Here is an 11,953-nt window from a genome sequence, read left to right as displayed (position 1 = left end):
AGCCACCTTTGTGTCCGGGGTCTTCGGGTCAGATGCCCAGGCGGTGCAGGAGCTGGCCTTCCAGGTGGTCCAGTTCGCTGGCCACCGCGCGGTGCGCGGCCTTGCGGCGCGCGGTCGGCATGCGTTCGGCGGCCCGCACCGAAGCGGCCAGCTGCTGCAGCGTTCCGGCGGCCTTGTCGGCGAACTTGGTGTCCTCCGGCGTGGCCCGCGAGGAGGCACGCAGCTCGTCCAGGCCTTCCCCGACCCCGGCGATCCGCGCGTGCAGGCGGGCTCCGCGGCCGGTGAACTCGCCTAGCCGGTCGACGTCGACGCCCAGTTTGCGGGCCTGGTAGCGGTCGTAGGCGTTCCGCGCGGCCCCCGCCGCCTGCACGGCGAACGGCGCCACCACCGGGATCACCGCCGGTCCGACCACCTTCGCCACCGCGATGACGTTGCGGGCCCTCTTCGGCGTGAACAGACCCTCTCCGGCCTCTTTCTCGATCTTCTTGCGGCCCATCCGTGCTCACCTTCCGTGCCCGCCGGTGTCCACCGTGAACTTACTGCCCGTCCCGGACGGGAGCACGTCGGCACGCTTTGCCCCTAGAATCTCCGCGTCGTCCTGGGGAAGGAGTGCGGTGCCTGGAGAATGGCCGGACCCACGAACGGCGACGGACGCCGCGGCGTTCGTCGAAGCCATGCGCCAGGTGCGGATCCGCACCGGTCACAGCTACCGCGCCCTGGAACGCCGCGCGGAGCAGGCCGGGCTGGTGTTGCCGAGTTCCACCATCAGCGCGGCGCTGGCCCGCGACAAGCTCCCGCGTGCCGAGCTGGTCGACGCCTTCCTGAAGGCCGCCGGTGCCGACGAGGAGACCGTCGAGCGCTGGCTGGCCGTGCGTGCTGACCTCGCTTCCGGAGTCGAGGTCACGCCGGAGGACCCCCGGCCGCCGCGCCGAAGACTCGGGTACGCGCTGGTCGCACTGGCCGCGCTGGCGGTGATCGCGGTGGTGGTCGCGGTGATGACCGTCGGCGGTGAGCCGGAGTCCCCGCCGATGGCGCAGCCCGCCCCCGCCGAACTCCGCCAGGCCCCGGACAAACAGCGGATCCGTGTGGTGCACACCGGGATGTGCCTCGGTGAGGGCAAGGAACTGTTCACCGGCAGCGGCCGCGACGTGATCGGGCAGCACCCCTGCGAAACGGCGACGCCGGAGCTCTCCCTGGTGTGGTTCCCCAACAACACCGCGCAGATCCAGCTGCACCACCCCGACAAGGGCCTCGGCTGCCTGGCCGTGGACGGGGTCAGCAGCGAGATGCTGCTCGCCGGACGGATGTGCGAGGACGGCCGGGAGGACCAGCTTTTCCAGTTCGAGCCGGTGGACGGCGGGCACCGGATGCGCTCGGTGGCGGCCGGCCGCTGGTGCATCGGGGTGTACCGGGCCAGCGCGGAACCCGGCGTCCAGCTGATCCAGGGACCCTGTGACGGCGGCAGGCACCAGGTGTTCGACATCGACGGCGCGTGATCTTCTGTCGTACCCCCGACCTAGAGTAGGGGGATGGAAAACGAGGTGTTGCTGGACGCGGCGGCGGTCACGCGCTGCCGTCGTCGCGTGCACCTCGACCACGATCCCACCATGCGCGAGGTGCCGCGCGCGCCGCAGGACCCGTCCGCCGCGCAGCGCATCGCCGACGCCGCCGCCCACCGGGACGAGATCGCCCGGCGGCTGATCGCGGCCACCGGCGAGGGCTGGGCGAGCGTGCCGCGTGAGCTGCCGGCGCCGGACAGGGTCGCGCTGACCGAATCCGCGCTGGCCACCCGTGTGCCGTTCATCTGGGGCGCGCTGCTGCCGGTCGATCCCGAAGGCGGCCGTCGCGGCGGGGTCGAGGTGCTGGTGCGCACGGCGGGCGGGTACGTGCCGGTGCTGGTCGTCCGCCACCGCATCACCGACCGCGGCGAGGGCGCGCTGACCACCGGCCTCACCGATCTGGACCCGGACAACGCCACCGCCGACCCGGAGCGCAAGGTCCGCTCCCACCCGCGTGACCAGCTGCGCCTGGCGCACATCCGCCGCATGCTGCAGAAGCTGGGCCTGGCCGATCCGCGGGCGCTCGGCGGCGTGATCGGGCTGGACGCGGACGTGGTGCTGTGGCACGACCTCAACGCGCCGACCTGGCCCGGCGGCCGGGGCGCACTCACCGAGTACGACGCCCGCTTCGCCGACAGGCTGGCCGTGGCGAAGGCGGCCGCCGCCGGGGATGAGCCGCTCGCGCAGCCGTCGCGGGTGCTCGAATGCCGCCGCTGCCCGTGGTGGCCGACCTGCGGGGACGAGCTGCTCGCCGCCAGGGACGTCAGCCTGGTGGTGCGCGGCGAGGACGGCGTGGAACTGCGCCGCGCCGGGGTGTCCACTGTGGACAAGCTGGCCGCGCTGGACCCGGCCGAAGGTCCGCCGGTGCCGTTGAGCGGGGAGTCCTTCGGCAATTCGGTGATGCTGGCCAGGGCGTGGCTGGCGGATCTGAACGTGGTGCGCAAGGTGGACCGGATCGAGGTGCCGCGCGCCGACGTCGAGGTCGACGTGGACATGGAGAGCTTCGGCGATTCCGGCGCCTACCTGTGGGGCTGCCTGCTCTCGGGCGCGGACATCGGCGTGCGCCAGGGGTATCACGCCTTCGCCACCTGGGAACCGTTGCCCACACCCGACGAGGCGCGTTCGTTCGCCGAGTTCTGGGGCTGGCTGACCGAGGTGCGCCAGCGCACCGAGAAGGCCGGGCTGACCTTCCGCGCCTACTGCTACAACGCGCTCGCCGAGAACCGCTGGCTGTTCGGCACGGTGAAGCGCTTCGCGGGCGAGGACGGCATCCCCGCCCGCGCCGACATCGCGTCCTTTGTGGACTCCGAGGAGTGGGTGGACCTGTTCCAGCTGGTCTCCGACCAGTTCCTCTGCTCGCACGGCAAGGGGCTGAAGGTGATCGCGCCGGTGGCCGGGTTCAGCTGGCGCGACCCGGAGGCCAGCGGCGAGGCGTCGATGCGCTGGTACCGGGACGCGGTCGGCATGGACGGTGACGAACCGCGCCCCGAACAAGCCGAGCGCATCCTCCGGTACAACGAAGACGACGTGATGGCCACCTACACCCTCCGCCGCTGGATGACTGACGAAGCCCAGAACGTGCCCTACATGGGAGATCTCTAGAGGGGATGTCACGAATGTGGCTTTCGAGACGCATAACCTGGATCCACCGATGTGTTTTGTCGGTGGATCCAGGTGGTGGTTGTTGATCTTGTGGTGGTGGTTGGGCGTGTGGGATTGACCGGTCTCGCATCCGGTGTGTCCACTGTGGCTTGGTTGTGGGGTTGGGGGTCAGGGTGTCCGGGTGTGGGTGGCGGTGAATAGGCCCTGGTAGCTGGCTTGCCAGGGCCAGTTGGTGGGCAGTCGCAGGGTGATGCGGCGGGCGGTGCGGATGATGCGGGCTGGGATGGTGATCAGGTGCCGGCGGAGGGTGCCGGTGCGGGCTTTGGCGTGAAAGACGCTGGCCAGGCAGCCGGCGGCGCGGAGCAGGTTGTGGGTGAGGCAGGCCAGGATCAGCCAGGCGTGGTTGGCCGGGAAGCGGCCTGAGGGGAAATGTGCCAGGGCGGAATCGTTGAGGTCGGCGAAGACCTGCTCGATGATCGCGTGCTCGCGGTGGTGCTGGTCGGCGGTGGGCAGGTCGAAGCCGGTGTCGGTGAAGATCGCGTGGTAGTTCCAGGCGCGGAACAACTCGCCCTGGTCGTTGCGCTTGTTTCTCGGGGTGCGGCGGACCAGCAGCCGTGCGGTGACCTGGCGGCCGGGGTTCTGGGTGGTGTTGACGAACGCGGTCAGGGTGGTTTCGGCGATCTGCGCGTGCGTGATCAACTCGCCGGTGTCGGGGTCGGGGATCGGGTGACGGTAGGCGATCTCGGTCCAGTCGTCCTCGCCGATCCGGTCGATCACAGCCTGGGTGGCCACGTTTTTCTGGGCGGTGACCGAGAAGGACGCGCCCGCTGCGCGGATCGCGGCGATGATCGGGCCGGTGAAGAACGCCGAGTCGGCGCGGACCACGATCATGCCGGTCGCCCCGGCCCGGCGGGCCAGCCCGATCGCTTCGGTGATCATCGAGGCCGCCCCGCGGCGGGAATCGCAGGTCCCGCCGCGCAGCCGGGCGGTCAGGATCACCGGCGCGCAGACCGGGCTCGACAGCGTGGCGATCAGGTGGTTCAGGCCCCGGACCCCGGTGTAGCCGAATCCGCTGCCCTGTTTGCGGTGACCATAGGTTCGCTTGATTTTGGCGTCGATATCGACAAACGCCAGCCGGTCGACCCCGGCCAGCAGTGACGGCACCCGCCCGGCCAGCCGGACCAGGGCCTCCCCGGCAGCGGAGGCGAGCTGGCGGACGTGGCCGTGGGTGAACCCGCGCAGCCACGAACCGCAGGTCGAAGGCGCCCGCACCCGATCGAACAACCGCCCCATCCCGCCGTGCCGGATCACATCCAGGTCATCGATCGAATCAGCACCAGCCACCATCCCGGCCACGACCGAGAGGGCTTTCGCGTCCGTGTTCGCCCCGACCGCCATCCCCAGATCGACCCGCTCATCGATCAACACACCCAGGCCGATGCCCTCGGCCAGCCGCAGCATCGGCACCAGCCCCGCGCACGACACGAGACTCTCCTCGTCGAACCTCACCGACACCGACCCGGCGCTATGAGACGATCGCATCCAGCAGATGCCCTCTCACTCAGTGGACTTTGTTCCCTCGCAAGAACAATCATCCCAAGTCAGAGGGCATCTGCCCCTCAACGACACCACTCCACCACCACAAACACCGGTGGATCCAGGCATAACGTCTCGAAAGCCACATTCGTGACATGCGAGCCGCTTAGCGGGGGGCCATGCGCAGGGAGCCGTCCATGCGGATGACTTCGCCGTTGAGGTAGTCGTGGTCGATGATCGAAAGGGCCAGTTTGGCGTACTCCTCCGGCAACCCGAGCCGCTTCGGGAAGGGGACGCCGGCGGCCAGGCCCGCCCGGAACTCCTCGCTGACCGTGGCCAGCATCGGGGTGTCGATGATGCCCGGCGCGATGGTCATCACGCGGATGCCGTGGGAGGCCAGGTCCCGCGCGGCCGAGAGGTTCAGCCCGACCACACCGCCCTTCGACGCGGCGTAGGCGGCCTGCCCGATCTGTCCGTCGAAAGCGGCCACCGAAGCGGTGTTGATGATCACGCCGCGGGCGTCGTCGGCCAGTGGCTCGGTTTTGGCGATCGCCTCGGCGGCCACGGTGACCACGGTGAACGTGCCGATCAGGTTGATCTCGATCACCTTGCGGAACAGGTCGAGGTCGTGCGGCCCCTTCTTGGACAGGATCCGCGCGGACGGCCCGATGCCCGCGCAGTTCACCACCACGCGCAGCGGCGAGCCGGAGTCCGCGGCCTGCGCGACGGCGGCGCGGACCTGCTCCGGGTCGGTCACGTCGGCCTCGACGTAGGTGATGCCGTCGACCTGGTCCGCCTTGGCGATCGACGGGGCGAGGTCGAGCGCGAACACCTTCGCGCCCCCGGCGGCCAGTGCCTTGGCGGTCGCGCCGCCCAGGCCGGACGCGCCCCCGGTGACCACGGCCGCGGTGTCGGTGATCTGCATGTGTGCGGTGTCCCTTCTAACCCGAGTACGCCACCAGGTTAACGCTCGTTCGCATCGCGTCCACCCCACCCGTCCGCAGGAGTACGCGGGTGTGTTCGCTGCTGTTGGTTTCGCGGTCAACTCCGGCTGTCACCTTCACGGCATGAGTCCAGCTCGGATCGTGGTGGTGGGGACCGGATACGTAGGACTGACCACGGGCGCCTGCCTGGCGTCGATCGGTCATCAGGTGACCTGCGTCGACGTGGACGCGGCCAAGGTGGCCCGGCTCGCCGCCGGGCGGGTGGACATCCTGGAACCCGGACTGGCCGAGCTGGTCGGCCGCGGGCTGACCAGCGGCAGGCTCTCGTTCGTGGTGGGGGCGCGGGCCGCGGTCGCCGAGGCCGACGGCGTCTTCCTGTGCGTGCCGACGCCGATGGGCGCGGGCGGCTCGGCCGACCTGCGCGCGGTGGAGGCGGTGACCGCCGAGATCGGCGACGTGGTGCCGCCGGGCTGCGCGCTGATCACCAAGTCGACCGTGCCGGTGGGCACCTCGCGGCGGATCCGCGAACTGCTCGGCCGCGACGACGTGCCGGTGGTGTCGAACCCGGAGTTCCTCCGCGAGGGCACCGCGGTCTCCGACTTCCTGCACCCGGACCGGATCGTGGTCGGCTCGGACGACCTGGCCGCCGCGCACTGGGTGGCCGGCCTCTACGACGAGCTGGCCGCGCCGAGCGTGGTCACCGACGCCGCCAGCGCGGAGCTGGTCAAGTACGCGGCGAACTGCTTCCTGGCCACCAAGCTCTCCTACGTCAACGCGGTCGCCGAGCTGTGCGAGCGGCTCGGCGCCGACATCGAGGCGGTCACCGAGGGCATGGGGTACGACCGGCGCATCGGCCGCTCGTTCCTCAAGCCCGGCCCCGGCTGGGGCGGCTCCTGCCTGCCGAAGGACACGCACGCGATGACCAGGATCGCCGAGGCCGCGGGCTTCGAGTTCGGCCTGCTGCGCGCGGCGATCGACGAGAACGTGGCCCAGCGCGACCGGATCATCGCGAAGATCGCCGGTGCGGTCGGCGGCTCGCTCGCCGGGGCCCGGATCGGCCTGCTCGGCCTGGCCTTCAAGGCCGGGACGAACGACCTGCGCGACTCGCCCGCGCTGGCGGTGGCCTCGGTGCTCGCCGCGCACGGTGCCGAGCTGACCGCCTACGACCCGGCCGTCGGCGGTGAGCTGCCCGGCATGACCGTGGTGGACGACGCCTACCAGGTGGCCAAGGGCGCGCACGCGGTGGTGGTGCTCACCGAGTGGGCCGAGTTCCGCCGGCTCGACTGGGACTACCTGGCCGAGCTGATGGACGGCGACGCCGTGGTGGACACCCGCAACCTGCTCGAACCGCGGCGCGTGCTCGACGCCGGGCTCAGCTGGCAGGGCATCGGGCGGGCTCGGCAGGCGCTTTTCCCGACGGCCGCGGTTTCCTGAGCACCAGGAACACCGCGACCGCGCAGACCGCGACCCCGGCCAGCCCGCGCGGGTCGAGCGTCTCGCCGAAGAGCAGGAACGCGGCCAGCATGGTGGTCGGCGGGGTGAGGTAGAGCAGGCTGGACACCGAGGTGACCGAGCCGCGCCGCAGGTTGAGCCAGTAGAAGCCGTACCCGCCGAAGGTGGACAGCAGCACCACCCAGCCGATGGCGAACCAGAACGACCCGCTCGCGGGCGGCACCAGCTGCCCGGTGACCGCGGCGACCGCCGTGAAGACAACGGCGCTGGTCACGCACTGAATGGCCAGGCTGTCACCGAGCGCGGTCGTGGTGCCGGACCGCCGCTCGATCAGGGTGGCCGCGACCAGCCCGAGCATGGCCAGCACCGGCAGTCCGTAGGCGAGCGCGGGCGCGGTGCCGCCCGCCAGGTCACCGCCGACCACCAGCGCGACCCCGGCCAGGCCGAGCACCAGCCCGGCCCACTGGCCCTTCGAGGCGTGCTCACCGAGCACGAACTGGCCGAGCACGGTGGCCACGATCGGCTGCATCGCGGCGATCAGCGCGGCGGTGCCCGACGGCACGCCGAGATTGACCGACCAGAAGATGCCGGACAGGTACACGCACTGGGAGAGCAGCCCGATGCCCGCCTGGAGGCCGATTTCGGCGAGGCTCAGCGTCCGGCGCCTGGTCAGCCACCACCAGCCGCCGATCAGCGCCGCGGCCACCAGGAACCGCCACATCAGCGTGGTCGCGGTGCCCGCGGTGCCCGCCGCGAGCGCGGCCCCGACAAAGCCCGAGCTCCACATCAGCACGAAGCCCGTCCGCATGCGACCTCCCGAGAGATATACCGATCTGTTTACTCATTCGAGGGTGGTAGACAGATCGGTGTACTGTCAAGTGATGGCCACGACGGAACTCACCCCGGCGGCCGAGCGGGTGCTCGAGGTCGCCGGGAAACTCTTCTACGCCAAGGGCATTCACGCGGTCGGCGTGGACCTGATCGCGGGTGAGGCCGGGGTCACCAAGAAGACCCTCTACGACCGGTTCGGCTCGAAGGACGCGCTCATCGGCCACTACCTGCGGCGCCGGGACAAGCGCTGGCGGGCCCACGTGCACGCGGTGGTCGGTGACGCCGGGGACACCGCACCGGCCGACGGGCTGCTGCTCGTCTTCGACGCGCTCGACAGCTGGATGCGCACGATGAACCCGCGTGGCTGCGCGTTCGTCAACGCGCACGCCGAACTGCCCGACGGTGACCACCCCGGCCGCCGGGTGATCGCCGCGCAGAAGCGCTGGCTGCGCGACTACCTGCGTGACCTGGCCGAACGGGCCGGGCTGCCGGAGCCGGCGAAACTGGCCGGGGCGCTGCTGATCCTGCTCGAAGGCGCCACCGTGGCCGGTTCGCTGGACGTGGTGCCGGGAGCGGTCGGCTCGGCGAAACAGATCGCGGCCGGGCTGATCGGGGCTCAGCAAAACCGTTAGCAACGCGTACTATGTTGTCTGCTCGGGGGACGACCCCCGGACCCCCGGACAGAACGTGAGGGCGCGTGTTCACGACTCGGCCGGAGCTGACCGGCACATACGGCATGGTGGCGTCGACACACTGGCTCGGCTCGGCCACCGGGATGGCGGTGCTCGAAAGCGGCGGCAACGCCTTCGACGCGGCGGTCGCGGCGGGCTTCGTGCTGCAGGTAGCCGAACCGCACCTGTGCGGCCCGGCCGGTCAGGTCCCGGCGTTGTTCACCACCGCGGACGACCCGACCCCGCGGGTGCTCGCCGCGCAGGGACCGTCACCCGCGGCCGCGACGCCAGAGCACTTCGCCGACCTCGGCCTCGACCTGATCCCCGGCAGCGGCCTGCTGCCCGCCACCGTGCCGGGTGCCTGGGACGGCTGGCTGCTGCTCCTGCGTGACCACGGCACCAAATCCCTGCGTGAGGTGCTCGGGTACGCGATTTCCTACGCGGAGAACGGGGTTCCGCTGGTCGATCGGGTCAGCGCGACGATCGACCTGGTGGCGGAGCTGTTCACCGATCACTGGCCCACGTCGGCCGAGATCTGGCTGCCGGACGGCAAGGCCGCCAAGGGGGTGCACCGCAACCCGACCCTGGCGCGCACCTGGACCCGGCTGCTCGAAGAAGCAGAGGCGGTCAGCGGGCGTGAGGCGCAGATCGACGCCGCCCGGCGAGCGTGGTCGCAGGGCTTTGTCGCCGAGTACGTGGACGCGTTCTCCCGCAAGGCCTTCCGCGACGACTCCGGCCGTGACCACGCGGGCCTGCTCACCGGCGACGACCTGGCGAACTGGGAAGCAAGCTACGAGGACGCCGTGGTGGTCGATCTCGACGGCTGGAGCCTGGTCAAGTGCGGTGGCTGGACGCAGGGGCCCGCGCTGGCGCAGCAGGTGCTGCTGCTCGACGGCCTCCGCGACGAACTGTCCTATGTGGACGGCAAGCCGACCGCGCGCACGGTGCACCTGGCGGTCGAGGCGGCCAAGCTGGCCTTCGCCGATCGTGAGGCCTGGTACGGCGACAGCGGTGACGTCCCGCTCGACGACCTGCTTTCCCGCGAATACACCGCACGGCGCCGCGAGCTGATCGGCGACGAGGCCAGCGGCGAACTGCGCCCGGGTTCGCCCGGCGGCCGCACGCCGAAGCTGCCGAAGATCCTCGACTCGCTGCGTGACGTGACCGCCGCGGTGGGCGCGGTCGGCGAGCCGACCGTCATGCCGACCGGCGAAACCCGCGGTGACACCGTGCACATCGACGTGGCCGACCGGTTCGGCAACCTGGTCTCGGCCACCCCGTCCGGCGGCTGGCTCCAGTCCAGCCCGGCGATCCCCGAACTCGGCTTCTGCCTCGACTCACGCGGGCAGATGTTCTGGCTCGAACAGGGCCTGCCGAACTCGCTGGCGCCGCGCAAGCGCCCGCGCATCACGCTTTCGCCGTCGATGGCGCTGCGGGACGGCGTGCCGCGGATCGCCTTCGGCACCCCGGGCGGTGACCAGCAGGACCAGTGGCAGCTGTGCTTCTGGCTGGCGCACACCCTCGGCGGGCTCAACCTCCAGGAGAGCATCGACGCCCCGGCCTGGCACACCACCGCGTTCCCCAGCTCGTTCTACCCGCGTTCGTGGACCCCGCGGGAGATCGTGGTGGAGTCGCGGCTCGGCCAGTCCACAGTGGACCAGCTGCGGGCGTGGGGGCACCAGGTCACCGACGGCGGCGAGTGGGGCCTCGGGCGGCTTTCCGCGGTGTCCAACGAGAACGGCGTGCTGCGGGCGGCGGCGAACCCCCGCGGCATGCAGGGGTACGCCGTCGGCCGTTAAGCCTCCCAGAGCCAGAACTCGATGCCCTGGTTGTCGGCGCAGTCGGCGGTCAGGCCGTACGGTTCGCGCTTCGGGCCTTCGAGCACGCGCCCGCCAGCCGAGCGGACGCGCTCGATCGCGGCCGCCAGGTCGTCGACCGCGTACATCAGCTTCCAGCCGGTCTGGCGGTCACCGCCCCACAGCCCGCCCTGCAGGCCGTGGCCTTCGATGCCCCAGGCGTCCGGGACCGAGCCCGGGCTGAACTGCCAGCCGAGCACGGAACCGTAGAACGCCTTGGCGGCGTTGTCGTCGGGCACCTGGAAGGTGAAGTACAGGGCGTGGCCGTGCCGGATCTCCGGCCCGTTTTCGAACGGCCGCGCCGGTGCCGGGTTGATGATCCAGCGCTGGCCGAACGGGTCCTTGACGTGCCCGGTCAGCCCGTGCCCGCGGTCCTCGACCTCGTCCAGCGCTTCGGCGCCCAGCTCGACCGCGCGAGCCACCGCGGCACGCACGTCCGGCACCTCGACCCGGACCAGCGGGCCACCTTCCGGCGCGACCACGAGGCCCATTTCGGGGAATTCCTCGGCGAGCATCAGCACGGTGTCGCCGATGGCCAGTTCCGCGTGCCCGACCCGGCCGTCGTCCATCACGATCGGGTCGGCCCGCCGGGTCGCGCCGAACACCTCGACGTAGAAGTTCAGCGCCCGGCGGGCGTCGGTCACCACGAGGTACGGGGTCAGCGAGCGGACCTGGGCCTGGGTGGCCGGTGCGGTGGTGGTCATGTCTCCTCCGTTCAGCACCGCGCGGCGCAGCTGGTCGCGCAGTTCTTCGGCGAATCGCGGGTCCGGGTCGACGGGCTCGCCGAGGTGCCGGAGGGAGTCGAACGGATCGGTCACTGTTCCCCCTCCTCGTACGCTCGGCGGAACGCGGCTCGCGCCCGGACCAGCAGGGCTTCGGTGGCGTGCACCGTGCGGCCGAGGTGCTCGGCGACCTCGGGCACGGGCAGGCCGTCGAGGTACCGCAGGCTCAGCGCCGCCTGGTGGTGGGCACCGAGCGAGGCCAGCACCTCGCGGGCCCGCAGCACGTCGAGTTCGGCGTCCCACGGGTCGACGGTTTCGGGTTGTTCGTCGTGCACCAGCCGCAGCCCGCGTTCCTCACGGGCCCGGCGGCGCCAGTGGTCGGCCAGCTTGTGCCTGGCCACCCCGATCAGCCAGGGCACGGACACCGGCCCCGCACCCGCCTTGCGGCAGGTCCGGACCGCGCCGAGAAAGGTCTCCGAGGTCAGCTCCTCGGCGACCACCCGGTCCCCGCACCTGGCCAGGAGGTAGCCGTAGACCTCCGGCAACGCCGCGTCGTACAGCTCGAGCAGCGCGAACGCCGGGTCCCGGTGCACCCTGGGTTCGTTCACAACCCCATCGTCGTCCGGGGGACCGGAACTCCGACGGGGTTCCGGCCCTCCTCACCGGATTTCCCCCTGACGCGCGAAGGACCGGGCCCGCCGCGATGCGGCGACCCGGCCCGACCTGCGTTCCGCTCGACCTCGTGAGTGGTCGCACCCCCCGCCACCACTCACGACCCCC

The 11,953-nt window shown here is 71.3% G+C and carries 11 protein-coding genes; 5 read left to right on the top strand and 6 right to left on the bottom strand.

All coding sequences use genetic code 11. From position 1 onward, the window contains the following. Positions 1 to 28: 28 nt before the first annotated feature. On the bottom strand, positions 29 to 496 hold the full coding sequence (locus A4R43_RS29190) for a DUF6474 family protein (protein ID WP_113695225.1): 468 nt from the start codon (positions 494 to 496) through the stop codon (positions 29 to 31). A gap of 118 nt (positions 497 to 614) precedes the next feature. On the opposite strand from A4R43_RS29190, the gene A4R43_RS29185 reads away from it, so the two are divergent. Both A4R43_RS29185 and A4R43_RS29180 read left to right on the top strand, forming a co-directional pair. Next, positions 615 to 1,496 carry an RICIN domain-containing protein gene (locus A4R43_RS29185; protein WP_162788643.1) on the top strand — a complete coding sequence of 294 codons (882 nt, stop codon included), beginning with the start codon at positions 615 to 617 and terminating at the stop codon, positions 1,494 to 1,496. 33 nt (positions 1,497 to 1,529) lie between these two features. Continuing rightward, positions 1,530 to 3,161 carry a TM0106 family RecB-like putative nuclease gene (locus A4R43_RS29180; protein ID WP_113695223.1) on the top strand — a complete coding sequence of 544 codons (1,632 nt, stop codon included), beginning with the start codon at positions 1,530 to 1,532 and terminating at the stop codon, positions 3,159 to 3,161. Between the two features lie 168 nt (positions 3,162 to 3,329). Here the strand turns inward: A4R43_RS29180 and A4R43_RS29175 are convergent, their stop codons facing one another. Continuing rightward, positions 3,330 to 4,703, bottom strand: a complete 1,374-nt coding sequence (locus A4R43_RS29175) for an IS1380 family transposase (RefSeq protein ID WP_113694850.1) — start codon at positions 4,701 to 4,703, stop codon at positions 3,330 to 3,332. A gap of 160 nt (positions 4,704 to 4,863) precedes the next feature. Next, positions 4,864 to 5,622 (bottom strand): SDR family NAD(P)-dependent oxidoreductase, encoded by a 759-nt coding sequence (locus A4R43_RS29170; protein ID WP_113695222.1) that lies wholly within the window; start codon positions 5,620 to 5,622, stop codon positions 4,864 to 4,866. A 142-nt stretch (positions 5,623 to 5,764) separates the two neighbouring features. Here A4R43_RS29170 and A4R43_RS29165 point away from each other — a divergent pair, with 142 nt between their 5' ends. Next, positions 5,765 to 7,075 carry a UDP-glucose dehydrogenase family protein gene (locus A4R43_RS29165; RefSeq protein WP_113695221.1) on the top strand — a complete coding sequence of 437 codons (1,311 nt, stop codon included), beginning with the start codon at positions 5,765 to 5,767 and terminating at the stop codon, positions 7,073 to 7,075. Here A4R43_RS29165 and A4R43_RS29160 read toward each other — a convergent pair. After that, positions 7,014 to 7,901 (bottom strand): DMT family transporter, encoded by an 888-nt coding sequence (locus tag A4R43_RS29160; RefSeq protein WP_113695220.1) that lies wholly within the window; start codon positions 7,899 to 7,901, stop codon positions 7,014 to 7,016. The genes A4R43_RS29165 and A4R43_RS29160 overlap by 62 nt on opposite strands. Positions 7,902 to 7,974: 73 nt before the next feature. Here A4R43_RS29160 and A4R43_RS29155 point away from each other — a divergent pair, with 73 nt between their 5' ends. Further along, positions 7,975 to 8,556 carry a TetR/AcrR family transcriptional regulator gene (locus A4R43_RS29155; RefSeq protein WP_113695219.1) on the top strand — a complete coding sequence of 194 codons (582 nt, stop codon included), beginning with the start codon at positions 7,975 to 7,977 and terminating at the stop codon, positions 8,554 to 8,556. A gap of 65 nt (positions 8,557 to 8,621) precedes the next feature. Beyond that, complete coding sequence (locus A4R43_RS29150; protein WP_113695218.1) at positions 8,622 to 10,394, top strand: gamma-glutamyltransferase family protein; 1,773 nt, start codon at positions 8,622 to 8,624, stop codon at positions 10,392 to 10,394. On the opposite strand, the gene A4R43_RS29145 is transcribed toward A4R43_RS29150, so the two are convergent. Both A4R43_RS29145 and A4R43_RS29140 read right to left on the bottom strand, forming a co-directional pair. Then, on the bottom strand, positions 10,391 to 11,269 hold the full coding sequence (locus tag A4R43_RS29145; protein WP_113695217.1) for a VOC family protein: 879 nt from the start codon (positions 11,267 to 11,269) through the stop codon (positions 10,391 to 10,393). The genes A4R43_RS29150 and A4R43_RS29145 overlap by 4 nt on opposite strands. Further along, on the bottom strand, positions 11,266 to 11,781 hold the full coding sequence (locus A4R43_RS29140; protein WP_113695216.1) for an RNA polymerase sigma factor: 516 nt from the start codon (positions 11,779 to 11,781) through the stop codon (positions 11,266 to 11,268). Before A4R43_RS29140 ends, A4R43_RS29145 begins: the two co-directional genes overlap by 4 nt. Between the last annotated feature and the right edge of the window lie 172 nt (positions 11,782 to 11,953).

The organism is Amycolatopsis albispora (assembly GCF_003312875.1).
Lineage (GTDB): Bacteria > Actinomycetota > Actinomycetes > Mycobacteriales > Pseudonocardiaceae > Amycolatopsis > Amycolatopsis albispora.
This window is presented reverse-complemented; position numbering and strand designations above follow the sequence as displayed.